The sequence below is a fragment of the Arthrobacter sp. genome, assembly GCF_031988865.1.
Lineage (GTDB): Bacteria > Actinomycetota > Actinomycetes > Actinomycetales > Micrococcaceae > Arthrobacter_B.
Map to the genome: position 1 here is coordinate 1 of NZ_DALZXY010000002.1, position 23,291 is coordinate 23,291.

The 23,291-nt window shown below is 66.6% G+C and carries 23 protein-coding genes; 17 read left to right on the forward strand and 6 right to left on the reverse strand.

The features are described 5' to 3' along the window. Window positions 1-398 precede the first annotated feature (398 nt). Together RTN46_RS00525 and nucS are read right to left on the reverse strand one after the other, a co-directional pair. The gene (locus RTN46_RS00525) at window positions 399-602 is read right to left on the reverse strand and encodes a cold-shock protein (protein WP_191807782.1); all 204 of its coding nucleotides are present in this window, start codon (window positions 600-602) and stop codon (window positions 399-401) included. 319 nt (window positions 603-921) lie between these two features. Next, entirely contained in the window at window positions 922-1,617 is a 696-nt protein-coding gene (gene nucS, locus RTN46_RS00530) for an endonuclease NucS (protein WP_312178474.1), read from the reverse strand. 39 nt (window positions 1,618-1,656) lie between these two features. Here nucS and RTN46_RS00535 point away from each other — a divergent pair, with 39 nt between their 5' ends. Beyond that, window positions 1,657-2,016, forward strand: coding sequence for a hypothetical protein (locus tag RTN46_RS00535; RefSeq protein WP_312178475.1), 360 nt, complete (start codon window positions 1,657-1,659; stop codon window positions 2,014-2,016). Window positions 2,017-2,124: 108 nt separating this feature from the next. On the opposite strand, the gene RTN46_RS00540 is transcribed toward RTN46_RS00535, so the two are convergent. Further along, a complete protein-coding gene (locus RTN46_RS00540) occupies window positions 2,125-3,441 on the reverse strand; it encodes an AI-2E family transporter (protein WP_396157095.1) in 1,317 nt (438 codons plus the stop codon). Between the two features lie 264 nt (window positions 3,442-3,705). On the opposite strand from RTN46_RS00540, the gene RTN46_RS00545 reads away from it, so the two are divergent. The 7 genes from RTN46_RS00545 (at window position 3,706) to RTN46_RS00575 (ending at window position 12,656) form a co-directional block, all read left to right on the forward strand. After that, complete coding sequence (locus RTN46_RS00545) at window positions 3,706-5,427, forward strand: hypothetical protein (RefSeq protein WP_312178476.1); 1,722 nt, start codon at window positions 3,706-3,708, stop codon at window positions 5,425-5,427. A 96-nt stretch (window positions 5,428-5,523) separates the two neighbouring features. Continuing rightward, window positions 5,524-6,468 carry a tetratricopeptide repeat protein gene (locus RTN46_RS00550; RefSeq protein ID WP_312178477.1) on the forward strand — a complete coding sequence of 315 codons (945 nt, stop codon included), beginning with the start codon at window positions 5,524-5,526 and terminating at the stop codon, window positions 6,466-6,468. 166 nt (window positions 6,469-6,634) lie between these two features. Next, on the forward strand, window positions 6,635-7,489 hold the full coding sequence (locus RTN46_RS00555) for an ABC transporter ATP-binding protein (RefSeq protein WP_312178478.1): 855 nt from the start codon (window positions 6,635-6,637) through the stop codon (window positions 7,487-7,489). After that, window positions 7,471-9,045 carry a transporter gene (locus tag RTN46_RS00560; protein ID WP_312178479.1) on the forward strand — a complete coding sequence of 525 codons (1,575 nt, stop codon included), beginning with the start codon at window positions 7,471-7,473 and terminating at the stop codon, window positions 9,043-9,045. Before RTN46_RS00555 ends, RTN46_RS00560 begins: the two co-directional genes overlap by 19 nt. Window positions 9,046-9,073: 28 nt before the next feature. Further along, window positions 9,074-9,379: a DUF3039 domain-containing protein gene (locus tag RTN46_RS00565; RefSeq protein ID WP_312178480.1), complete on the forward strand. Its 306-nt coding sequence runs from the start codon at window positions 9,074-9,076 to the stop codon at window positions 9,377-9,379. 74 nt (window positions 9,380-9,453) lie between these two features. Next, the gene (locus tag RTN46_RS00570; RefSeq protein ID WP_312178481.1) at window positions 9,454-10,869 is read left to right on the forward strand and encodes an MFS transporter; all 1,416 of its coding nucleotides are present in this window, start codon (window positions 9,454-9,456) and stop codon (window positions 10,867-10,869) included. After that, window positions 10,866-12,656 (forward strand): DEAD/DEAH box helicase, encoded by a 1,791-nt coding sequence (locus tag RTN46_RS00575; protein WP_312178482.1) that lies wholly within the window; start codon window positions 10,866-10,868, stop codon window positions 12,654-12,656. The genes RTN46_RS00570 and RTN46_RS00575 overlap by 4 nt, the downstream gene beginning before the upstream one ends. Window positions 12,657-12,725: 69 nt before the next feature. On the opposite strand, the gene RTN46_RS00580 is transcribed toward RTN46_RS00575, so the two are convergent. Both RTN46_RS00580 and RTN46_RS00585 read right to left on the reverse strand, forming a co-directional pair. Beyond that, complete coding sequence (locus RTN46_RS00580) at window positions 12,726-13,343, reverse strand: nicotinamidase (protein ID WP_312178483.1); 618 nt, start codon at window positions 13,341-13,343, stop codon at window positions 12,726-12,728. Continuing rightward, window positions 13,340-14,674, reverse strand: coding sequence for a nicotinate phosphoribosyltransferase (locus RTN46_RS00585; protein WP_312178484.1), 1,335 nt, complete (start codon window positions 14,672-14,674; stop codon window positions 13,340-13,342). The genes RTN46_RS00580 and RTN46_RS00585 overlap by 4 nt, the downstream gene beginning before the upstream one ends. 100 nt (window positions 14,675-14,774) lie before the next feature. Between RTN46_RS00585 and clpS the strand changes: the two genes are divergently transcribed. From clpS to RTN46_RS00625, 8 genes are all read left to right on the forward strand, one after another. Then, window positions 14,775-15,083, forward strand: a complete 309-nt coding sequence (gene clpS, locus RTN46_RS00590; RefSeq protein ID WP_312178485.1) for an ATP-dependent Clp protease adapter ClpS — start codon at window positions 14,775-14,777, stop codon at window positions 15,081-15,083. 31 nt (window positions 15,084-15,114) lie between these two features. Beyond that, window positions 15,115-15,678, forward strand: a complete 564-nt coding sequence (locus tag RTN46_RS00595) for a DUF2017 domain-containing protein (protein ID WP_312178486.1) — start codon at window positions 15,115-15,117, stop codon at window positions 15,676-15,678. Between the two features lie 65 nt (window positions 15,679-15,743). Continuing rightward, complete coding sequence (murI, locus tag RTN46_RS00600; RefSeq protein ID WP_312178487.1) at window positions 15,744-16,730, forward strand: glutamate racemase; 987 nt, start codon at window positions 15,744-15,746, stop codon at window positions 16,728-16,730. Beyond that, window positions 16,727-17,566, forward strand: a complete 840-nt coding sequence (locus RTN46_RS00605; RefSeq protein ID WP_312178488.1) for an MBL fold metallo-hydrolase — start codon at window positions 16,727-16,729, stop codon at window positions 17,564-17,566. Before murI ends, RTN46_RS00605 begins: the two co-directional genes overlap by 4 nt. Window positions 17,567-17,635: 69 nt before the next feature. Then, the gene (gene rph, locus RTN46_RS00610) at window positions 17,636-18,403 is read left to right on the forward strand and encodes a ribonuclease PH (RefSeq protein ID WP_312178489.1); all 768 of its coding nucleotides are present in this window, start codon (window positions 17,636-17,638) and stop codon (window positions 18,401-18,403) included. Continuing rightward, complete coding sequence (gene rdgB / locus RTN46_RS00615) at window positions 18,400-19,038, forward strand: RdgB/HAM1 family non-canonical purine NTP pyrophosphatase (protein WP_312178490.1); 639 nt, start codon at window positions 18,400-18,402, stop codon at window positions 19,036-19,038. The genes rph and rdgB overlap by 4 nt, the downstream gene beginning before the upstream one ends. Before the next feature lie 107 nt (window positions 19,039-19,145). Further along, the gene (locus RTN46_RS00620; RefSeq protein ID WP_312178491.1) at window positions 19,146-19,832 is read left to right on the forward strand and encodes a DedA family protein; all 687 of its coding nucleotides are present in this window, start codon (window positions 19,146-19,148) and stop codon (window positions 19,830-19,832) included. Window position 19,833: 1 nt separating this feature from the next. Then, window positions 19,834-20,838 carry an exonuclease domain-containing protein gene (locus tag RTN46_RS00625; RefSeq protein WP_312178492.1) on the forward strand — a complete coding sequence of 335 codons (1,005 nt, stop codon included), beginning with the start codon at window positions 19,834-19,836 and terminating at the stop codon, window positions 20,836-20,838. A gap of 33 nt (window positions 20,839-20,871) precedes the next feature. Here RTN46_RS00625 and RTN46_RS00630 read toward each other — a convergent pair whose 3' ends face one another. After that, window positions 20,872-21,954, reverse strand: a complete 1,083-nt coding sequence (locus tag RTN46_RS00630) for an ADP-ribosylglycohydrolase family protein (protein WP_312178493.1) — start codon at window positions 21,952-21,954, stop codon at window positions 20,872-20,874. Between the two features lie 194 nt (window positions 21,955-22,148). On the opposite strand from RTN46_RS00630, the gene RTN46_RS00635 reads away from it, so the two are divergent. Beyond that, a complete protein-coding gene (locus RTN46_RS00635; RefSeq protein ID WP_312178494.1) occupies window positions 22,149-23,231 on the forward strand; it encodes an aquaporin in 1,083 nt (360 codons plus the stop codon). The last annotated feature ends 60 nt before the right edge of the window (window positions 23,232-23,291 follow it).

A 23,291-nucleotide genomic window follows, 5' to 3' on the forward strand; every position in this document is an offset into this window, starting at 1 on the left:
CGCACCCACGGATCGTTCGGCCTGGAAGGCGGCTAGAGCTCACACCTACGGACCGCTGCGGAGTGGCTGGGATGGTTGGGTGCGCAGATAAGGTGAGTTGTTCTTCGGGGAGGTCGCCAGATCTGCGCACGCACGGCCGCCTCAGCCGGCGAGGTCGCCAGAGCTGCGCACCGACGAGGCCGCCAGAGCTGCAGGCCCGCGGACGCCACAGGAGGGACGTTGCCTCAACAAGGATCGGCCCACCAGAAAACCCCGTACCCAACAAAGCACCCGAACAAACAAAGCCCGCGCCCGGAGACAACAAAGCCCCGGACACAACAAAGCCCCCGGACACAACAAAGCGCCCGGAGACAACAAAAGCGGGGACGGTAAGTCCCCGCTTTTGGTGTTCGAAGAAACTAGACCGCGGTTACGCCGGTGGCCTGGGGGCCCTTGGCGCCCTGGCCGATCTCGAACTGAACGCGCTGGTTTTCGTCGAGGGTCTTGAACCCGTTCGACTGGATTTCCGAGTAATGGACGAAAACGTCGCCGTCGGAATCATCCGGAGTGATGAAGCCGAAACCCTTTTCGGCGTTAAACCATTTAACCGTGCCCTGTGCCATTTGATGTCTCCTATATTGGAACTGAACCGGCACACCTCGTGCCTGTGGTTGTTACAGAAGCGGGAAGTCCAGGTTCCCTGCCTACCGGCAGTTCCTACAGGAGCTTCACGCTCGCAACCGTCTTGCGAGCATGAAAATACACCTACACAAAGACTGCCTATAGCGTTACATACGGCTAAAGACCCGTCAACGGATTTGACGAAAAAGTTGGCAGAAACTTTCCGCTGATATTTGCACCCATTGGGGGCCGGTAATCAGGCAGGCAGAGACGCTCCAAAGTGCCGGGTTCAAGGGCAAAGAAAGCGGCTGGTAAGCGGAGTTAGAACAGGCGGGAAGCGCTGTCGTCCACGCCGCGCATTTCGTCATAGTCCAGCGTGAGGCATTCGATGCCCCGGTCCGCGGCCAGGACCTTCGCCTGGGGCTTGATTTGCTGGGCTGCGAAGACGCCGCGCACGGGGGAGAGGAGCGGGTCACGGTTGAGCAGTTCCAAGTAGCGGGTGAGCTGCTCCACGCCGTCAATGTCGCCGCGGCGCTTCAACTCGACCGCCACCGTGGCGCCGGCGGCGTCCCGGGCCAGGATGTCAACGGGGCCGATGGCCGTCATGTATTCCCGGCGGATCAGGGTGTAGCCGTCACCCAGCTTCGTGATCTGTTCGGCCAGCAGCCGCTGGAGGTCCGCCTCCACGCCGTCCTTGATCAGCCCGGGGTCGGTCCCGAGATCATGCGCGACGTCGGAAAGGTGTTCATAGACGCTGATCACCAGCTTGTCGTCCGTCTTGGCGCTCTGCACGTTCCAGACTTCAACAACGCCTGCTTCAGCGTCATCCTCGGACGGCTCGGTGATGCGGAGGGTCGCGGGAGGGCTCATCCAGTTCAGCGGCTTGTAGGAGCCGCCGTCGGAATGGATCAGGACGGAGCCGTCCGCCTTCACCATCAGGAGGCGGGTTGCAAGGGGCAGATGGGCACGGAGGCGGCCGATGTAGTCAACAGAGCACCGGGCTATCACTAAACGCACAGTTGCACTTTACCGGCTCCGCTGCGGCAAAATGGTTTTATGCCCCGTTCCAACCGCCCACGCCGCCAGCTGCCCGCCTCCAGCACGGCGGCCGGCCGCAACGCCCGGCGCAAATGGGCGGCTCCGGTGCCGGAGATTGACCTGGACCGGGCGCGGTCCGGAATTCCGGAACGGGAAAGCGCGTCCGACGGCGAATGGTCAGTGCGCAGGATCACGGCCAGGAACGCGGCCAAGGACTACCGGTGCCCCGGCTGCGGGCAGGTTATTCCGCCCGGAATCGAACACCTGGTGGTGTGGCAGGAAGATTCCCTCTTCGGGCGGCAGACGGCGGTGGAGGACCGCCGCCATTGGCACGCACGCTGCTGGCAGACCAGGCAGGGAGCCAGCCGGAGGCGCTGATCGATGCCTCCCGCCTGAGCCCGGTTGGCCCTGAGTCCGCCCGACTGAGCCCGGTTGGCCCTGAGCCCTGAGCCCGCTGAGCCCTGAGCCCTGGCGAAGACCGTCCGGCTAGCGCCGGTCCTGCTGGGCAATAACGACTTCCTTCATCAGCAGCAGGACTGCGGCCGCCGTCGGAATGGCGATCAGGGCACCTAGGACACCCAGTAGGGTTCCGCCGGCGATGACCGCAATGACAGCCACCGCCCCCGGGACCGCAACAGCGCGCTGCATCACGCGCGGGGAGACGAAATAGGCTTCGAACTGCAGGTAGGCCATGTAGAGGATCGCAAAGACAACGGCGGTCTGCCAGCTCGCTGTCAGCGCAACGAGGGACACGAGTACCAGGGCGATCGGGGGGCCCACCAGGGGAATGAACGCCAGCAGCGCCACGACAAACGCCAGCAGCACCGAGAACGGGACACCGGTAATCGTCATGATGACGAAGGCGTAGAGCGCGTCCAGCAGTGCCACAAAACCCTGGCCGATGACGTAGTTGCCGACGCTGCTGGTGATCTCCTCCGAGAGGGCTTCCACCCGGCGGCGCCGGCTGCGCGGAGCAAGCCGGTAGGCCCATTTCTTCATGGAAGGCAGCGATGCCAGGAAGTACAGCGTTAGGACGAGGATAATCAGCGCGCCGAAGAGTCCGTTCGCGATCACCGTGCCAACGCTGAGTACACCGCCGAAGATTCCGCCCACCGCATCGGCGTTGGAGAAGAACTTTTGGACTTCCTCATCGATGCGTTCCTGGATTTGGTACTGGCGTTCAATCGAGACGAAGAAATCCGATGACAGGAACCGGTCCACGTAGCCGGGGACAGCGTTAATGATCTCCGTGGTCTGGCTGACGATCGTAGGGATCAGGTTGGCGAAGAAGCCGGCAATGGCTCCTGCCAGGACCAGGACGGTGATGGCGATTCCCGCGGGCCGGGGAACGCCGCGGGCGCTGAGCCAGCGGACCACCGGGTCAAGGCCCAGCGCGATGAAGAGGGCAGCGCCGATCCAGACCAGGAGCTCACCAACGTTGGTGAAGATGAAGAACAAGAGCAGCGCGAAACCAACGCCGACCGTGAACATAAACCCGAAGCGGATGGGATGTCCCTCCGGGCCCCGGCTGCGGCTGTCAGGCACCGGAACCCCTCCGAACCGGAGCCGTTCGTCCGTGAGGTCGGCGTCTTCGTCCACCTCAGGTTCCGCTGCCCCGCCCGGGACCGGGGTCTCCGGGGGAACGTCGAAGTGCGGGCGCGGACGGGCTCCCGGCACACGGACCAGCAGCTGTCTTATCCGGGAGCCGACCGATTCCATCCAGCCCGCGCGGCGTTCAACGTCCTCGCCGGGGGTGGGGAGTGGCTCGTCGACGGGGAGTTCCCGGTCGTCGTCCTCGCTCATCGGCGTCGTTCTCCCTGCATTCGGTACTGGTGTTCTCGGATTCCGTGGCTATGCTGCGGCGCCAGATTATCAGTGAACGGCCAGTACGGTGCGAAGGCCCGCTGTCGTAGGCTGACAAGGAGGGTGACGCCGAAATGTGCTCTTGAAAGGGATTTCGTTACCATAGGGTTATAAACCAACCGCCATGACGGTATCCATGGGGCTCAAGTCCCGTCACCGCTGCCTACAGGCGCGCGGAGGACCGTGACCGACGATAGGTAAGTTGTGCGAAACAAAATTGCAGTTCCGCTGATCGTGCTCGGAGTGCTGATCATGCTGGTCGGAATCGGCCAGCGGACATTCTGGGCACCTCCGGAGACGGTGACAGCGCAGGCCCCCGCAGACGCTGGTGCCGCGCCGGTGACAGTGCTCGACGCCGGGCTGCTCGCCTCGCGGGCCGACGGCGCAGAAATTACGGTCCGCTCGGAGGGCGATGCCGGAGCTTTCCTTGCCGTTGGACGGGCATCGGACGTTGACGCCTGGATCGGCGATGCAGCCGTGACCCGGGTAAGCAGCGGAGAAAAGGATTCCCTCGCCGCCGAGACCACAGAGGGCGAAGACACAGTCCCGAACCCGGCCGGGTCGGATCTGTGGGTCAACGAGGAAACCGGGGAAGGCGAAATCTCCTACTCCTGGACCCCGCCGGCCCAGGGCGACTGGTCTGTCCTCATCGCCTCTGACGGCACCGCCGCCGCCCCCACGGATATCACCGTCAGCTGGGCCAACGACGAAGGGACGCCGTTTGCCGTCCCGCTGATCGTGGCGGGTGCGCTGATCGCCGTGCTCGGCCTGGCCCTGGCCTTTATCGCCCGGAGCAACGGCGGAACGCCGCCGGCCCCCGGAAGCCGCCGTGCCGTCCGCGAATCGGACACAGCCGCTATGAGGACCGTCGCCAAGCGCGGACAGAGTACCGGAGTCAGCCGGTTCAGCGCCGGCGGAGCCCCCACCGTCCACCGGGGCTTGGCCGGAATGCTCACCGCAGCCCTTGCCGGCGGGCTCGCTCTCGCCATGGTTCCGGGTGCGGCCTCGGCCACGCAGGAAGGCAGCACGGAAGCATCCCAGCCCGTAGTCCTGGACAGCCAGCTGACCCGGATCCTGGGATCTGTGGCAGGCACCGTACAGGAGGCCGACGCCGCCAAGGACGCCTCCCTGCTGAAGGAACGCGCCGGCTCCACGGCCCTGTCCCTGCGGGAAGCGAACTATGCTGCCGCAGCCAAAGCGCCGGACACCAAGGCTCCCGCCGCCGTCGCTGCCTCTCCGCTGCTGACGGACATGGTGTCCTCCGGAACCGACTTCCCGCGGACCGTCGTCGCCGTCACCCAGGGCGAAGACAACACTGTGCCGCAGGCCCTGATGCTCGTTCAGGCCTCCCCTCGGGAAAACTACAAGCTTGTCTCAGCCATTCAGATGCTGCCGGGAACCACCTTCCCGCAGCCTCCGTCTGACGGCGCGGGTGTCTCCGCTGCCGCAGCGGACTCCGGGGAAGGGCTGATTCTGTCCCCTCAGGGTGCCGTGGATGCCCTGGCAGACGCGCTGACCAACCCGGACGGTTCCCACAAGGACACGTTCGCCGCGAACAGCTTCGCGGAGGCAGTGACCACGTTCCAGTCCAAGGTCACGTCGAATCCGGACAACGAGTTCGCCTCAATCTCCTTCAAGCACACGCCGGTTGCAGAGGACACGCGTGCATTGCGGACGGCTGACGGCGGGGCGATCGTCTTTGGGTATATGTCCCACAGCTACTCCAGCGTCCCGCGTGAAGCAGGCGACTCAATCAACCTCGAGGGCACCATCTATGAGACCCTCACCGGCCAAAAGAACACGGAGGCCGGGATCGACGTCACCCACGGCGAAGCCGTGATGCTCTATGTCCCGGCGGCCGGCAGCCAGGACCAGGTGGAGGTCATTGGCGCAGCGCAGGAACTGCTCTCCGCCAAGCTCAAGTAAACCTCCCGGGAACAGCACCGGCGGTGCCGCGGCACCGCCGGCTGTATTTGGGGCCTACTTGCCCCGGGGTGCCGTCGCCGTACTAGGGTTGAGGCCATGAGCACACCGAACCACCGGCCCGCGCCGTCACCGTCAATGAACCTTCGGGGGGCTGTGGACCTCTCCGCGCTCAAAGCCAAAGCCAGTGCTCCTCCGCCCGCGGCGGCGTCCGGCGGGCAGGACTCAGAAGCTGCCACGTATGTGGTCGAGGTGACTGAGCAGTCCTTCCCGCAGGTCGTGCAGCTCTCGGCGACGGTGCCGGTGATCGTGAACATGTACTCCGCCCGCAGTCCGGAATCCGCTGAGCTGACCGCGGTGCTGCAGCAGGAGGCAGCCAGCCGCAACGGCAAAGTGCTGGTCGCAAACGTCGACGTTGATGCCTACCCGCAGATCGCCCAGGCCTTCCAGGCAGTTTCCGTTCCGACGGTCGCCGCCGTCGTGAAGGGCCAGCCCGTGCCGCTTTTCGACCGGGCCGTGCCGGCTGAACAAGTGCGCGCTCTCCTGGACGAGCTGATGCAGGTGGCGGACGCCAACGGTGTCAACGGTTCCCTGGCCGACGGCGCCGCCCAGGCCCCGGAGGAAGCACCCCTTCCACCGCTGCACCAGGAAGCCTACGACGCGATCGTTGCGGGAGATTACGACGCCGCTGCCTCCGCCTACCGCCGGGCACTGGCCGAACAGCCCGCAGACGCGGAGGCAAAGGCCGGGCTGGCGCAGGTGGAACTGATGCAGCGGCTCCAGGATGCCGATGCCGACGCCATTCGCAAGGCAGGCGCCGAGGAACCGGACAACATTGACGCCCAGCTGGCGGTAGCCGATCTGGACACCTCCGGCGGCCACGTTGAGGACGCCTTCAACCGTCTGGTCCGCCTGATTGCGCGGACCGCCGGCGAGGACAGGGAACGGGTTCGCCTGCGGCTGCTGGACCTTTTCGAAATCACCGGCAGCTCAGACCCTCGGGTCACGAAGGCCCGCTCCGCCTTGGCCCGGGCTCTCTTCTAGCCCAGCCCCTCGTTCACTCCCGGCTCTGCCAACCCAAACCCCGCCAGCCGGGAGCACCGGCGTCGTTCCCTAGTCCCCATGGCGGGGTTTCGGGCCTGCGGGGCTGCGGCCGAATTCGTTCACAAGACGGAGGGACCGCGGGACTGAAGTTGCTAGCGTTACTGGCATGAGCGAGACACCCGAGCGTCCCACCCCCCAGCACGGACCGGAAACGCCGCCGGCACACGCCGCCACGGCGCCGCTGGTTTCCCCAAGCACAGCCGACGGCACCCCGGCGCTGGCCATCCGGGGCCTGGCCAAACGCTTCGGCGAGAAGATCGCCGTGAACGGGATCAACCTGGACGTACCTGCCGGATCGTTCTACGGACTCGTTGGGCCCAACGGAGCGGGCAAGACCACCGCACTGTCCATGGCTACCGGGCTCATGCGGCCGGATTACGGCCAGGTCTGGGTCCATGGCGTGGATGTGTGGGCCCGCCCGCTTGAAGCCAAGCGCATCATGGGGGTACTGCCCGACGGCGTGCGGCTCTTTGACCGGCTGACGGGTGAACAGCTGGTTACCTACGCCGGGCTGCTGCGCGGCATGGACCGGGAAACTGTGGCCGGCCGGGTCGCCGACCTGCTCGCCGCACTGGATCTGACCGCCGACGCCGGCACCCTGGTGGTGGACTACTCCGCCGGTATGACGAAGAAAATTTCCCTGGCCTCCGCGCTCATCCACGCGCCCCGGCTGCTTGTCCTCGACGAACCGTTCGAAGCGGTGGACCCGGTCTCCGCAGCCAACATCCGGGACATCCTCGCCAGCTACGTCTCTTCGGGCGGAACCGTCATCGTTTCCAGCCACGTTATGGACCTGGTCCAGCGGATGTGTGACCACGTGGCCGTCGTGGCAGGTGGAAACGTTCTCGCGGCAGGAACCGTGGACGAGGTGCGTGCCGGACGCAGCCTGGAAGAAACCTTCGTTCAGCTGGTCGGTGGCCGCAGCACCTCGGAGGGCCTGGCATGGTTGCGCACCTCCTAAGGCTCAAGCTCCTCCTGCTGCGCAACTCCCTGCGCCGCAGCCCGTGGCAGCTGGTCGGTATCATTTTCGGCGCGCTCTACGGCCTGGGGGTGCTGACGCTGCTGATGGGCGGCCTGTTCTTCCTGAACTTCTCCGATCCGGAGCTGGCCCGCACCGTGGTGATCCTTGGCGGATCCGCGGCTGTGCTCGGCTGGGCGGTCATTCCCGTTGTTGCCACCGGCGTCGACATGACCCTGGATCCCGCGCGGTTCGTTACGTTCGCCATCCCCATGCGGCAAATGATCATCGGACTGGCCCTTGGTTCGCTGATCGGAATCCCCGGCATCGTTACCCTGCTGGCCGCGCTGGTGCAGGCCGCTTCCTGGTGGCAGCACCCGGCTGCAGTCCTCGCCGGCATCCCGGCCGCCGCCGTCGCCGTCCTGACCTGCGTGGTGCTGGCCCGGCTGGGCGTTGCCGCCACAACGTCCCTGGCAAGTTCCCGCCGGTTCAAGGACGTTGCCGGCCTGGTCATCATTATTCCGCTGGTGCTTTTGGGACCCATCATCGGCTCCCTGGCGACGGCCTTCGCCGACTCCGGGGATATCCTGGCCCGACTGGCCGGAATCCTGGCCTGGACGCCGCTGGGCAGCAGCTGGGCGGTCGCGGGCGACGTCGCACTGGGCAGCCCCGGAACCGCGGCGGCACGGTTCGCGATTTCGGTACTGTTCCTGGTGCTGGCAGCCTGGGCGTGGAAAACGCTTCTGCAGCGTGCCTTGGTCACCCCGGCGCATAACTCCGCCGTCCGCAGGGGCGCCGGTAAGCTCGGGCTGTTCGGACGCTTCCCCGCCACGCCCACGGGAGCCGTGGCGGCCCGCGCGCTGACCTACTGGATCCGGGACCCGCGCTACAGCATCTCGCTGGTCATCGTTCCCGTCCTGGCGCTCGTGATGATCTTCGCGGTCCAGACCGGCGGCGACCTGCCCCCTGCCGTCCTCGCGCTTGGCCCGCTGGTGGCCTTTCTGCTGGCCTTCGGGATTTCCGCTGACATCTCCTATGACAACACCGCGTTCGCGCTGCACGTCTCAGCCGGGGTGACCGGGATGGCAGACCGGGCCGGCCGGGTTATCGCGTGCGCAGTGTTCGCCCTGCCTGCCACCATCCTGGCGGCAGTGCTGCCGCCGGTCATCCTCGGGCGGCCCGAAGCCGTGCCGGTGCTGCTGGGACTGTCCCTCGGGCTGCTGCTGAGCGGCCTTGGGCTCTCCAGTGTGTTCTCGGCCCGTTACACGTACAACGTCCCGCTGCCGGGGGAGAGCGCGTTCAAGACCCCGCCCGGGTCCACCGGACGCACCATGATCGCCCAGGGCCTGTGGCTGCTGATGCAGCTGCTGCTGGCACTGCCGCTGCTGGCTCCGGCTATCGCCTATGCTTTCGGCGCGGGTCCCGTCTGGGGCTGGGTCACGCTGGCGGTTGGAATCGTGCTCGGATCCGGTCTGCTGGTGGCGGGCATCCGGGTGGGCGGCCGCTGGCTGGACCGGCGCGGACCGGAAGTGCTTTTGGCGGTTTCGGTCAACAAATAGCCACGGTGCCGCGTACTAAGATGGATGCATGACTCTGCCTCCTGATCCTTTCGAATCCGATCCAATGCGCCGGGCGGACAGCGGTTCCTCCACCGCCGTCATTGAACGCGAAGAGCAGCGCGAACTCGTCGAACCGGGAGACGCCGAACGGTTTTCGCACTACGTCCGCAAGGAAAAGATCATGGAGTCCGCCCTGTCGGGTGAACCCGTGATCGCGCTCTGCGGCAAGGTCTGGACACCGGGACGCGATCCCAAAAAGTTCCCGGTGTGCCCGGAGTGCAAGGAAATCTACGAAGGCCTTCGTCCCGGTAAGGACTCCGGCGACAAGAAGTAGCCGGTACCCCGACACTTCCCTGACGCCCTTCGTCGCCGTCGAACCCTAAGACGGCAGTAAGTCCTGATGCCTCCATGAGTGATCCCCTGCCCAAGGGCCGGCCCGAGGGCGCAATGTCCTCTGCGTACCGTCCGCTGACCCTGGGCGTGATCGCGATCGTGACGTGCGCGGCGTTCGAAGCCATGGCCGTCACCACGGCGATGCCGGTGGTCGCGGGGGAGCTGAGCGCCGGAGCGGGCTACGGGCTGGCGTTCTCCATGTTCCTGACCGCCTCGCTGCTGGGTTCCGTGCTGGCCGGCTCCCGGTGCGACGCCGAGGGGCCGCGCCGCCCGCTGGTAACAGGCATGGCGCTGCTCGTGGCGGGACTGGTGATGTCCTCGGTAGCCGGCGAGTTCTGGCAGGTTACCGCCGGGAGGGCGGTCTCCGGCCTGGGCAGCGGGGCAATGGTCGTGGCACTGTACGTGATCATCGGCGAGGTCTATCCGTCAAAGATGCAGCCGGTGGTCTTCGGCTGGGTATCCACGGCCTGGATCCTTCCGTCGATGGTGGGTCCGCTGGTGGCCGGGCTGCTGGCCCAGTATGCGAGCTGGCGGTGGGTGTTTGCCGCGGCTATACCGATAGTCCTGGTGGCTGCCGCTCTGGTCTGGCCCCGGGTCCGGCATCTGGGTGCTCCTGATAACCCCGCCCTGGACCGGGCCCTCGGACGCCGGCGCGGCCTGTGGGGCATCTTCCTGGCCGCAGGCGTTTTCGCCGCGCAGTGGGCGGGAAACCAGACGGCAGCGACGGGTTCCCCCGTGGCCGCCGCGGTCACTGCTGTGGGAATCGTTGCCGCTGTCGCTGCGCTGGTGGTGCTGTTGCCCGCGGGCACTCTGTGGCTGCGGCGGGGGATGCCCTCCGTCGTCGCGACACGCGGACTGATCAACGCAGCGTTCGTCGCCGCTGAGGCGTTTATGCCGGTGATGCTGCTGGCCGTGTACGGCGTGAGCGCGGCCACGGCTGGAATCGCGCTGACAGTCGGCGCGGTAGGCTGGGCCATTGGATCCTTCGTCCAGGCGAGGGTTACCCGAAAGCGTTACCTGCTGCTGGCGGGCGGCTCCGGCCTCCTGGCCGTGGCGGTTGCCGGAACCGGCCTGCTGGCCGGAGCCCAGGCTCCGTTCTGGATGCTGGTTATGGTCTGGTCACTGGCCGGGGTCGCTATGGGAGCGGCTTTGTCCAGCACATCCGTAATGGTCCTGGATGCGTCCTCCGCGGCGGACCGGGGCCGGAACTCAGCTTCCCTTCAGCTTTCGGACCAGGTCGGGGCCGTGGCGGGAACCACCGTCGGCGGCGCCCTGTTTGCCGTGGTGGCCCTGCCGGGAACATCCCAGGAAGGATCATCCTTCGCCGTGATGTGGCTGGCCCTGGCGGTCTTCGCCGTTCTAGGAACGGCAGCGGGTATCCGCAGTGCAATTGTTAGACCAAGTACCGGAAAGGTGCCTTCCCAAGCGTGAGTCCCGATACCCTTTTCGGCGGTGGAACAGCGCTGCCTCCTGCCTACCCTGAACGGGCGGCCTGGGGGACAGCACCGAAGCTGCGGCAGTGGCAGGCCGAAGCATTGGAAAAATACTTCGCCAAAAATGACAGCGACTTCCTCGCCGTCGCTACCCCCGGTGCAGGTAAAACAACCTTCGCCCTGCGGGTGGCCACGGAACTGGTGGACCGCGGCATCGTCAACCGGATTACCGTGGTCGCGCCGACTGATCACCTCAAGCGGCAGTGGGCCGACGCCGCCGCGCGGGTCGGACTGGCCCTGGACCCCAACTTCAAGAACGCCGACGGCCGGCACGGCCACGGGTTCATTGGCGTGGCCGTGACTTATGCACAGGTGGCCAGCAAACCGATGCTGCACCGGGCCAAGACCGAAGCAGCCCGCACCCTGGTCATCCTGGATGAAATCCACCACGGCGGCGACGCCCTGTCCTGGGGCGACGGCATCCGTGAAGCCTTCGAACCGGCGACCAAGCGCCTGGCCCTGACCGGAACCCCGTTCCGCTCCGACACGGCACCGATTCCGTTCGTCGAGTACCTCGAGGACGGCGCCGGCATCCGCCGGTCCAAGGCCGACTACACCTACGGCTACGGCCAGGCCCTGAAGGACCACGTGGTCCGCCCGGTGATGTTCATGGCCTACTCCGGGCAGATGCGCTGGCGGACCAGCGCGGGCGAGGAAATGGCGGCGTCGCTCGGCGAAGCGGCAGTCACCAAGGACATCACCGCCCACGCCTGGCGCACCGCGCTCAACCCGGCCGGCGAATGGATTCCGGCCGTGCTGGCCGCAGCCGACCGGCGTCTCAGCGAAGTCCGGCGGTCGGTGCCCGATGCCGGGGCCATGGTGATCGCGACGGACCACGAGGACGCCCGCGCCTACGCCGGGCAGCTGAAGAAGATTACCGGGGAATCACCCACTGTCATCCTGTCCGACGACGCCAAAGCCTCCGAAAAGATCGACGAGTTCTCAGCCGGGACCCAGCGCTGGATGGTGGCCGTGCGCATGGTGTCCGAAGGCGTGGACGTGCCGCGCCTGGCCGTCGGCGTTTATGCCACCTCGACGGCGACCCCGCTGTTCTTTGCCCAGGCCGTCGGCCGCTTTGTGCGTGCCCGGAAGCGCGGAGAGACAGCGTCGGTGTTCCTGCCATCCGTGCCGAACCTGATGATCCTGGCCAACGAACTGGAAGTCGCACGGGACCACGCCCTGGACCGGCCGGAGAATCACCTCGAGGAGGAAGGCTTCGGCCTGGACGACTCGCTGATGGAAGCCGCGAACCGGGAGGAAAAAGCCTCCGGTGAGCTGCAGAAGCAGAAATTTGAGGCGCTTGAATCGCAGGCCTCCTTTGACCGCGTGCTCTTTGACGGCGGCGAGTTCGGGACCGGCGGTGCGCTCGGCAGCGAAGAAGAGCTGGACTTCCTGGGCATTCCCGGCCTGCTGGATCCGGACCAGGTCACCACGCTGCTGCGCCAGCGCCAGCATGACCAGCTTTCGCGGCGCGGTAAGCGCGCTGCCGAAGAAGCGGTTCCGGAGGCGCTGCCCTCCGTCGCCGACCACCGGCACCTGACCGAGCTGCGGGGCCAGCTGGCGAAGAACGTTTCGGCCTGGTCCGCCCGCTCGGGCATGCCGCACGGCATGGTGCACAGCGAACTGCGCCGGATCTGCGGCGGCCCCGCCGTCGCCCAGGCCAACGAGGAGCAGCTGCAGAAGCGGCTGGAGAAGCTCCAGGACTGGTTCATCGGCCGCAAATAGCCTCCGACATAGCAGAAACTGCCCGTATCAGGACCTGATACGGGCAGTTTCTGCTTTCGCGAGGAGAGGCTAGAGGTCCAGGAGCTCGACGCCGGCATCCTCGAGTTCGTCGAGGGCAGCGCGGACATCAACCCGGTCCAGGCCACGGCACAGATCGGGGATGACCGAGGTGTCGTAGCCCGCGGCGATGGCGTCCAGTGCAGTGGCCTTCACGCAGTAGTCCGTGGCCAGGCCGACGATTACCACCTCGTCCACGCCGTTGTCCCGCAGCCAGTCATCGAGGCTGACGGCGTCAGCATCCCGGACCGGTTCGGCGTCGGGTTCCCCGAGCGGGACTTCGACGTCCGGGGCCAGCACCCCCTCGAACCCTGAATAGGCGGCTTCATACTGCCCCTTGCGGAAGTAGGCGTCGATGAATTCCGTGTCCAGGTCCTGGTTCAGTGCCGCGCCGTGGGTACCGGCCACACAGTGCACCGGCCAGGAGTCCCGGAAATTCGGGTTATCGGAGAAGTGGCTGCCGGGTTCGATGTGCCAGTCCTGGGTGGCGACGACTGCGCTGTAGCGGTCGCGTGAGGTTTCGATGTAGTCGCTGATCTCCCCGGCCGCATCGTTTCCTCCCGGAACGGCGAGGCTGCCGCCTTCGCAGAAATCGTTCTGGACATCAACCACAATCAGTGCACGGGTCATCGGGTCTTCTCCTCGAATTCGGTCGGGATCACGGGCTCGCCGCGCTGCAGGCGGTGGGCAGATGCCGGCAGTTCCGCCAGCGAAGCGTCATGGCGTTTCCGGGCCCGGACGACGGCGCCGGGGCCGGCCCAGCTCTCCTGGATGTTACCGCCGTCAACGAAGGTATGCAGCAGCTGGCGGTCGTTGCCGTCACCGGCAGGCGGGGCACCAACTCCCACTACCTCGGCAGTGGCCCGCCCGCGCTCATCCAGCCGGCGCAGGGCGTACTTGTGTCCGCCCAGCGACGCCTTGTTCTTGGCCGCCTTAGCCACGTCGACGAAGTTGCCGTCCGTGCCCTCGCGGCTCACGAGTTTGTACACCAGGCCCGCGGTCGGGGCGCCGGAGCCGGTCACCAGCGAGGTACCCACTCCGTAAGCATCCACCGGGGCGGAGGCCAGTGCAGCAATGGCGTACTCGTCCAGGTCCGAGGTCACCATGATCCGGGTTGACGTGTTGCCCAGGTCGTCGAGCAGTTCACGCACCCACTGGGCCTGGGTGACCAGGTCACCGGAGTCCAGCCGCACGCCGCCCAGCTTCTGGCCCGCGACGGCGACGGCGTTGCGCACGCCCTGCTCGACGTCGTACGTGTCCACCAGCAGCGACGTGCCAAGCCCGAGCGAGGCCGTCTGCGCCTCGAAGGCCGCGATTTCGGAGTCGTGCAGCAGGGTGAAGGAATGCGCGGCGGTTCCCACCGTCTTCAGCCCGTAGCGGCGTCCGGCCTCCAGATTCGAGCTGCTGTCGAAACCGGCGATCACGGCGGCACGGGCAGCACCAACGGCGGCTTCCTCATGGGTGCGCCGCGAACCCATTTCGATGCAGGGCCGTCCGCCGGCGGCACGGCTCATCCGTGAGGCGGCGGAGGCAATGGCACTGTCGTGGTTAAGGGTTGAGAGGATCAGCGTTTCCAGGATGCAGGCCTCGCCGAAGCTGGCCTCCACCTGCAGGATCGGGGAGCCGGGGAAATAGGCTTCGCCCTCGGCGTAGCCGTGGATGCTGCCGGTGAACCGGAAGTCCGCCAGCCAGGCAAGGGTCCGGTCATCAACCACGCCGGTTGAGCCAAGGAACTCCAGCTGCGGTTCCTCGAACCGGAAGTGGGGGAGCGCTTCCAGCAGGCGGCCGGTTCCGGCAACGATGCCGTAGCGGCGGCCGTCGGGAAGCTTGCGGGCAAAGGCTTCGAAGACCGACCGTCGGCCGGCGGTGCCGGCGTGGAGCGCGGCCTGAAGCATCGTCAGCTCATAGTGGTCGGTGTACAGGGCAGTGTTGGGGTGCTGCCACGAGATGGGACTGTTCACATCCAAAACTCTATCCCGCCGGCCCGGGCCGCTGCCGCACCCGATGTGTCCGGCTGCCGCCGTCGCACCGACGTGCCCGCACCAAACTACAATTGACAACATGAGCGTTGCCACCCTCCCGGGTACCGGGACACAAACCGACACCCGGACCGAGGAACTGACCTTCAGTGATGTCCCGTGGGTGGTGATTGTCTGGAACGACCCGGTGAATCTCATGAGCTACGTCAGCTATGTTTTCCAGAGCTATTTCGGCTACCCGGAAGCCAAGGCCCACAAGCTGATGCTGGAAGTGCACAACGAGGGCAAGTCGGTTGTTGCCACAGGCTCACGTGAGGAAGCTGAACGCCACACCCTGGCGATGCACTCCTACGGTCTTTGGGCCACGTTCCAGAAAGCCGATCAGCCCTAGGCGGGGCAGCCAAACCACAGGAGATTTCTCATTGACAACCGGATTCAAGCTCACCCGCAAGGGCATCACGGCCGCACTGGAGCCGGGGGAGAGGTCACTGCTCCGCGACCTGTTTTCCGATGTGGCCAGCATGCTCGAGCCCGAAACTCCGGCCCAGGAGGACCCGCTGGCCGCCATGATCGGAATGGATACCAGTGCCGAGCTGCCCGAGGACCCGGCGCTGCTGCGGCTGCTGCCGAACGGCGTCCACGGCAACGACGACGACGCCCTGGAGTTCCGCCGGCTGACCGAGCGGTCACTGCGCGAGGGGAAGATCGGCGCTCTGCGTGCCGCATCCATGGCGCTCGAAGCGAGCCCGCTGCACCTGGATTCCGAACAGGCCCGGCACTTCGCACGGGCGCTGAACGACGTCCGGCTGGTGCTGGGCTCCAGGCTGGGGCTCGAGACGGACGAGGACGCCGAGGCACTGCACTCCATCACGGAACCCGATGACGCGCAGGACGTGGACGACTACCTGGCCCTGGTCTACAACTTCGTGACGTGGCTGCAGGAAACCCTCATGAAGGCACTATTGGATACCTTGCCCGCTGACTGAGTGTGACCAAGGCCACGGACTTTCCTGTGCATCAGGACGCGCCCGGGGACTATTGTCGATACATCATGAGCTCTGACCATCCCGGTACGTCGCAGCTGTTGGACGCGCTGCCGAAGACCACAGACGCGCCGATCGGCATTTTCGATTCCGGTGTCGGCGGACTGACCGTGGCGCGTGCCGTCATCGACCAGCTGCCGAACGAATCCATTCTCTACGTCGGAGACACCGCGAACGGCCCCTACGGCCCGCTTCCGATTGCAGATGTGCGCGCCTTCGCCCTGGGAGTGATGGACGAACTGGTCGACGCCGGAGTGAAGCTGCTGGTGATCGCCTGTAACTCCGCCTCTGCCGCAGTCCTCCGTGACGCCCGTGAACGCTACACCGGCCGTTACGGCATCCCGGTGATCGAAGTGATCCAGCCAGCCGTCCGCCGGGCCGTTTCAGCCACCCGCAGCGGGCGCATTGGCGTGATCGGCACCGCTGCCACCGTGGGCTCACGGGCCTATGACGACACGTTCGCCGCAGCACCCCACCTCGAAGTCTCCTCGGTGGCCTGCCCGGCCTTTGTGGAATACGTCGAGGCCGGGGTTACCGCCGGCGAGGAACTGCTCGAAGTCGCCGAGGAGTACCTGGCGCCGCTGAAGGACCATGACGTTGACACCCTGGTCCTGGGCTGCACGCACTACCCGTTGCTGACCGGCGTCATCTCCTATGTAATGGGCGACGGCGTCACCCTGGTCTCGAGTGCCGAGGAAACCGCCAAGGACGTGTACCGGTCACTGATCACACACGGACTGCAGCGCGAATCGGGCACGCCGCCGCAGCACCGCTTCGTCGCCACCGGCGATGCCGGCTCCTTCGAACTCCTGGCCCGGCGTTTCCTCGGTCCCGAAGTCCTCCGGGTAGAGCACGCCGATTCGGTCGCAGCGCGCTACCCCACCGGTGTCCTGGCCCGGATCACGCCGGAGATGATCGCCGCGGCCAAATCCCAGTCACAGGCTCGGGCAGAAAAGCGCGCCACCGCCGGCGCCCGGCGGAACGGCACCCGATGAAACTGAAGATCGTGGGCTGCTCCGGCTCCTTTCCCGGCCCGGCTTCCCCGGCATCCTGCTACCTGGTGACCGCCAGCGACGGGATCCGCGACTGGCGCATCCTGCTGGACCTGGGCAACGGGTCCCTGGGCCCGCTCCAGCGCTACATGGACCTGCGGGATATTGATGCCGTGCTGATCACGCACCTGCATCCGGACCACTTTATGGACCTGTGCGGGCTGCATGTGGCCGTGCACTGGGATCCGACCGGCTGGAACCGTGACCGTGTGCTGGTCTTTGGGCCGGCCGCGACCGCTGACCGGATCGCCGTCGCCTACGGCCTCGACCCTGACCCCGGGATGCATGAGGACTTCGAGTTCCACTCCTGGACGGCAGGGGAACCGGTGCAGATCGGCCCCTTCACCGTGACCCCGTACCCGGCGGCCCATCCCGCCGACGAGGCATACGCCCTGCGCGTGGAAGCCACCGTAAAAACCGAGGACGGCGCCGAAGTAGTCCGTTCACTGGCGTACTCCGGGGATACGGATTCCTGTCCGGGCCTGGAGGAAGCGGCGCGGAACAGCGACGTCTTCCTGTGTGAAGCAGCGTTCCACGAAGGGCGCGACGACGCCATCACTGGAGTCCACCTGACCGGTAAGCGGGCCGGTGCAGCGGCGACCGCGGCCGGAGCCCGCCGGCTGCTGCTTACCCACCTGCCGGTCTGGAACGATGCGAATGCCGCGGTGCAGGAAGCACGCGAAACCTACGACGGCGACCTCGCCGTCGCTGTCGCCGGCGTGTCCTATGACATCGGCACCGCCTTCGCGCCGCCGCTGGCGGTGGAACGGAACCAGTAGCTCCGGCCCCCGGCACCTCGGCCCCGGCACCCTGAAAGCGGGTCCACGCCCCGGCGATAGACTGGGCGCATGACTACCGCCCCGAATTCCTCCCTGTCCGCAGCCGGAACACTACGTGCCGACGGCCGCACCCCCGACCAGCTCCGCAACATCACCATCACCCGCGGCTGGTCCACCCAGGCCGAAGGTTCGGCGCTGATCGAGTTCGGCGGAACCAAGGTGCTCTGCACTGCGTCCCTGACGGCGGGCGTGCCGCGTTGGCTGAAGGGCGAAGGCAAGGGGTGGGTCACCGCCGAGTATGCGATGCTGCCCCGCGCCACCAACACCCGTAACGCCCGCGAGTCGGTCAAGGGCAAGCTCGGCGGCCGGACGCATGAGATCTCCCGGCTGATCGGCCGTTCCCTGCGTTCCATCATCGACACCAAGGCGCTGGGCGAAAACACCATCGTGCTGGACTGCGACGTGCTCCAGGCTGACGGCGGAACCCGCACCGCGGCGATCACCGGCGCCTACGTGGCTCTGGCCGACGCACTGGCCTGGGCCAAGGAGAACAAACTGATCCCGCGCAGCGCAGAGCCGCTGCGGGACACCGTGGCCGCCGTCAGCGTAGGCATCATCGACGGCGTGCCAATGCTGGATCTGCCCTACGTTGAAGACGTCCGGGCCGAAACCGACATGAACGTGGTGGTGACCGGCAGCGGCAAGTTCGTGGAGGTCCAGGGCACAGCCGAAGGCGCACCCTTCGACCGTGCGGAACTGGATGCCCTGCTGGACCTGGCGCTGCTCGGCACCACCCAGCTCGCTGAAATCCAGCGGCGCACGCTGGCAGGCCAGTGACCGCCGTCGAACCCCGCCTGGTGCTGGCCACCCGGAACGCGGGAAAACTGCGGGAGCTGCGCGAACTGCTGCGCGGCCGGATCGAGGGGCTCGACGTCGACACCCAGGTGATCGACGCGGCTGCCGCCGGAGCCCCGGACGTTCCGGAAACGGGCGTTACGTTCGAGGAGAATGCGCTGCTGAAGGCACGGGCAGTGGCGGAGGCTACCGGCCTGCCGGCGATCGCCGACGATTCCGGCCTGGCCGTGGACGTCCTGGGCGGCGCCCCGGGGATTTTCTCCGCACGGTGGTCAGGCGTCCACGGCAATGACCCCGCCAACCTGGATCTGCTGCTGGCGCAGCTGGCCGATATCGGGGAAGAGCACCGCGGCGCGGCGTTCATCTGCGCGGCCGCCCTGGCAGTTCCCGGCGGCTCGGACACCGTGGAACGCGGAGAGCTGCGCGGCACCCTGCTGGCCTCACCGCGCGGTGCCGGCGGGTTCGGTTACGATCCGATCCTGCAGCCGCTGGGCCAGACGCGCAGCTGCGCGGAACTGACCAGCGATGAGAAAAACGCCATCAGCCACCGCGGTCAGGCCTTCCGCGCGCTGCTGCCCTCGATCGTCCAGGTACTGCAGGTTCCGCCCGCCACGTAACTGTGATTACCGCCACTGCCTAAGCGCGGTGTTCGGCGGGGAACCGCCCCCGGGACACGCGGCCGCGTTCTGGGCTGGCGGGGGAGTAGGGCACAATTGGTTCCGATATGAGTATCCTGACCAGCGTCTCCGCTGACCCCGCCAGTTCCGGATCGGCCCTGGGAGGGGTCGCCCAGTGGGCCGTGGACATCATGGAGGCCATCGGCGCTCCTGGTGCCGGCCTGGCCATCGCGTTGGAGAATCTCTTTCCGCCGCTGCCGAGTGAAGTCATCCTCCCACTGGCGGGGTTCGCCTCCAGCCAGGGCAACTTCTCGATCACCGCTGCGCTGATCTGGACGACCCTCGGCTCCGTGATCGGTGCGCTGGCACTGTACGCGCTGGGCGCCTGGCTGGGACGGGACCGGATGCGCGCCATCGCGGACAAGGTCCCGCTGGTTGACCTGGAAGATGTGGACAAGGTCGAGGCCTGGTTCGAGCGGCACGGCTACAAAGCCGTGTTCTTTGGCCGGATGATCCCCATCTTCCGGTCCCTCATCTCGATCCCGGCCGGCATCGAGAGGATGCCCGTGCTGAAGTTCCTCGGCCTGACCACCGCGGGCAGCCTCATCTGGAACACGATCTTCGTACTCTCCGGCTACTACCTGGGCGAGAGCTGGCACATCGTCGAGGAATACGCCGGGATCTTCCAGAACATCGTGATCGTTGCGGTCCTCGTGGCAGCCGTCTGGTACGTCACGGCCAAGGTCCGGTCCTACCGCCGGAGGAAGGCCCAGCGCACGGCCGACGAGTCCTGAAGTGGGCGTGGATTTCACCTCCATCGACTTTGAAACGGCGAACGGATTCCGCGGATCTCCCTGCTCGGTGGGCCTGAGCAAGGTCCGCGGCGGCAGGATCGTAGAGGAAGCCTCCTGGCTCATGCGGCCCCCGGAGGGCCATGACTTCTTTGACCGGCGCAATACCGGCATCCACGGCATCGAGGCCTGGATGGTGGCGGACAAACCACGCTTCGGGGACCTGTTTCCCGAGATCGGGGCGTTCATCGGCGAAGACCTGCTGGTTGCCCACAACGCCGCCTTCGACCTGGGCGTCATCCGCTCCGCCCTGGAAGTCTCGGACCTGCCGGGCCCGGCGTATGACTACACCTGCACGGTGATGCTCTCCCGGCGGACGTACAGCCTGCCCTCGCACTCCCTGCCGTTCGTGGCCGAGGCAGCCGGCGTGCCGCTGGAAAACCACCATGACGCCACGGCCGATGCCAGGGCCTGTGCCGGGATCATGATCGACGTCGTCCGCCGTTCCGGAGCGGGTTCCTTGGACGAGTTTTTCGTCCTTCAAGGGATGACGCCGAACCATGCCCCCGCCTACCGCCCGGGCACCGATGCCCTCTCCAAAGCGACAAGAGCCGCACTGGAACGCGGCACCGGATCGCCCCAGGCGGCAGGAAGCTGGAGCGGCTGGCCCGCGGAAGGCGTGAACTCTCCGCCAAACCCGGCTGCGGAGCCGGGCCACCCGCTTTACGGCCAGACCATCGTTTTTACCGGGAACCTGGGGATGCCCCGGCAGCATGCGAAGGACCGCGCCGCAGATCTGGGGGCCCGCCCGGCCAGCACGGTGACCCGGTCCACAACAGTGCTCGTTGTCGGTGACGGGTTCGAAGCCGGGGACCTGCGCAACGGCCATGTGACCGGAAAAGCCCGCCGGGTGCTGGAGCTGCACGAACGCGGCCAGCAAATCGAAGTCCTCTCCGAGGCGGAGTTCCTGCAGATGATCGGTGGGTCCTGGCCCCACGGCAGCCAGTAACCCAGACCCTCAGCTTTGTGGCTTCACCGGGCGCTAGCCGACGGTGACGGCAATCAGCGCCTCAGCCATCTTCGCCACGGTTTCGCGGGCGTCGATTGCCTCCACCCATTCCTGCGGCAGGGCTTCGACACCATAGAGCGCGCCGAGGATGTTGCCGGCCACCGACGCGGTGGAATCGCTGTCGCCGTCGTGGTTGACGGCCACCGCCATTGCCTTCCGGAACTGCGCCAGCGGCGTCCCGGCGTCCAGGGAGGACAAGGCTGCGTACAGTCCGATAGCCAGTGCTTCCTCAGCGACCCAGCCTTCGCCGAGGACTTCGGTCATCCGTTCGGGGCGGACGTCCTGTTCGGCGGCGAGGGCGAGAGCGGCCTCAAGCCGGGCGGATAATTCCGGGACATTTCCGGCAGCGGCACGCGACACGGCCTGCGTTGCTGCGGCCTCCAGCGAAGCGCCTTCTGGCAGCAGATCGTGGATGAGGGTGCTGAACACCGCTGCACTGTGCAGGGCGGAGGGATGGCCGTGGGTCAGTGCGGCGCCGTCGGTGCTGAACCGGTAGATGACGTCCCCGGCGACATAGGGCAGCAGGCCGAACGGAGCCGAGCGCATTACTGTGCCGCAGGTATTGGAATCCGGATTCACCGGACGGAACCGGGTTCCCATCTCGCCGGTCAGCAAACCGGAGAGGCAGGCATTGCCTGGCGCACGGCGGTGGTGGAGCACTTCCTGGGAATCGATCCAGCGGTCGGGCTGGAAGGGCGCGTTGTCCGGCACCTGCAATCCCTGCGTCTTCAGCCAGCGCAGATAGGCCAGCCAGAGGCAGGCGGTCTCATCCGCGCCCACGCCGTCGTTGGCCCACTGCAGGACTTCCACCAGCCCATCCACCGTATAAAGGGTCATCTGGGTGTCGTCCGAAATCCGGGCGGGGACGTCCAGCTGGTCGAAGCTGGTCAGTCCCAGGGCGCCATACCGGCTGCGGATGCCCTCCAGGGAATCGAATTCCACGGTGTAGCCGAGGGCATCCCCAATCGCTCCGCCGAGCAGGCAGCCATGGACTTTATTCCGGAACTTCGCGGCGTCGACGGTCGCTCCGGTGCTGGATTCGGGGGATTCTTTCACATCTCAAGCATAGGTGTCTGCGGCGGCCCTGCCGCCCGGGTGCCGCACAAGTGTATGCTCAGTTCGCACCCAGCGGACTCTCAGGTACCGATGGAAGTCTGGGGTGGTTTGCACAGCGCCTGCCCGTTCCGGCCGCGCGCTATCCGCCGTCCGCGGCGACCAATTGTCTCCAACTGATAGGAACACCCTCTTCCATGACTGCTGAGCCACACTTCCCAGCCGGCGCCCGCGCTGGGATCGACACCGAGAGCGTATCCCTTGCACCCCTTCGCAGGTACGGGCTCGTCGGCCGCAGCGTTGCTGAAGCGGCCGGCTCCTTCCTGCTGGTTATGGTGGGCCTGGGCGTCGCGTTCTTCAACCCCACCGGCGGGCTCTCCGCGCCGTTGGCCTTCGGGCTGGTCCTGGCGGCCGCAATGGTCGCGTTCGGCTACATTTCCGGTGGCCACTTCCTCCCCACGATCACACTGGGCAGCGCCATGGCGGGCCGGACAGACTGGAAGTCCGTCCTTCCCTACATTGTGGCCCAGGTCGTGGGAGCCGTTTTCGCCGCACTGATTCTGTGGGTGTCCATGACCGGGCATCCCCAGATCCCCGAAACGCAGCCGTTCTTCTCGGCTGTCGCGAACGGATTCGCTGAGAACTCCGCCACGCAGTTCCCGCTTGCCGGAGCCCTGCTGACCGAAGTTATTGCCGCTGCACTGCTCACCGCTGTCTACCTCGGCGCCGGCAGCCGGCTCTCCGCAGCCGCCAGTGCCTTCGCCGTCGGCGTCACGTACGCCGCGCTGCTCACCTTCCTGGTGCCCATCACCGGTGGCTCCATCAACCCGGCGCGTTCGACGGCGACGGCGCTCTTCGCCGAAAGCTGGGCCGTGGGCCAGCTCTGGCTGTTCTGGCTGGCCCCGCTGCTGGGTGCCGCCATCGCCGGCCTGATCTACCGCAGCCTTGACCTTGCAGGTACGGCCGCGGTGGCCGCGGTGGACGTTTACGAAGAGGAATACCTCGACGAGGACACCGACGCTGCAGCCGAACCGGCCGCGGTCACGACTGCCGACACCACAGCCGTGCCGGCTGCCGCCGAAGCCGAATCCGGGCCCGAAGCCGGGTCAGGTGCGCAGGCCGAGGACGCCCGTTCCAAGGAACGCGAGGAAGCCCGCGGCTTCTTCGACCAGGATGATTCCTCCCCTGCGGCCGGCACCGGCGAAGGCAGCGGGACCACCGGCCGCCCGGATGACGGAGACGTTTCCGACGGCGGAACCACCGAACCCAAGCGGCCGTAAGCCGCCGCGGCAGCAGCCGCAGCACCACAACAGGACCCGGGGCAATGCCCCGGGTCCTGT

Coding starts and splice junctions, on each gene's coding strand:
- RTN46_RS00620 (WP_312178491.1), top strand. CDS start 19,146: ATGAGTATCCTGACCAGCGTCTCCGCTGACCCCGCCAGTTCCGGATCG.
- RTN46_RS00570 (WP_312178481.1), top strand. CDS start 9,454: ATGAGTGATCCCCTGCCCAAGGGCCGGCCCGAGGGCGCAATGTCCTCT.
- RTN46_RS00605 (WP_312178488.1), top strand. CDS start 16,727: ATGAAACTGAAGATCGTGGGCTGCTCCGGCTCCTTTCCCGGCCCGGCT.
- RTN46_RS00635 (WP_312178494.1), top strand. CDS start 22,149: ATGACTGCTGAGCCACACTTCCCAGCCGGCGCCCGCGCTGGGATCGAC.
- RTN46_RS00540 (WP_396157095.1), bottom strand. CDS start 3,441: ATGAGCGAGGACGACGACCGGGAACTCCCCGTCGACGAGCCACTCCCC.
- RTN46_RS00560 (WP_312178479.1), top strand. CDS start 7,471: ATGGTTGCGCACCTCCTAAGGCTCAAGCTCCTCCTGCTGCGCAACTCC.
- RTN46_RS00555 (WP_312178478.1), top strand. CDS start 6,635: ATGAGCGAGACACCCGAGCGTCCCACCCCCCAGCACGGACCGGAAACG.
- clpS (WP_312178485.1), top strand. CDS start 14,775: ATGAGCGTTGCCACCCTCCCGGGTACCGGGACACAAACCGACACCCGG.
- murI (WP_312178487.1), top strand. CDS start 15,744: ATGAGCTCTGACCATCCCGGTACGTCGCAGCTGTTGGACGCGCTGCCG.
- RTN46_RS00550 (WP_312178477.1), top strand. CDS start 5,524: ATGAGCACACCGAACCACCGGCCCGCGCCGTCACCGTCAATGAACCTT.
- rph (WP_312178489.1), top strand. CDS start 17,636: ATGACTACCGCCCCGAATTCCTCCCTGTCCGCAGCCGGAACACTACGT.
- RTN46_RS00580 (WP_312178483.1), bottom strand. CDS start 13,343: ATGACCCGTGCACTGATTGTGGTTGATGTCCAGAACGATTTCTGCGAA.
- RTN46_RS00525 (WP_191807782.1), bottom strand. CDS start 602: ATGGCACAGGGCACGGTTAAATGGTTTAACGCCGAAAAGGGTTTCGGC.
- RTN46_RS00565 (WP_312178480.1), top strand. CDS start 9,074: ATGACTCTGCCTCCTGATCCTTTCGAATCCGATCCAATGCGCCGGGCG.
- RTN46_RS00535 (WP_312178475.1), top strand. CDS start 1,657: ATGCCCCGTTCCAACCGCCCACGCCGCCAGCTGCCCGCCTCCAGCACG.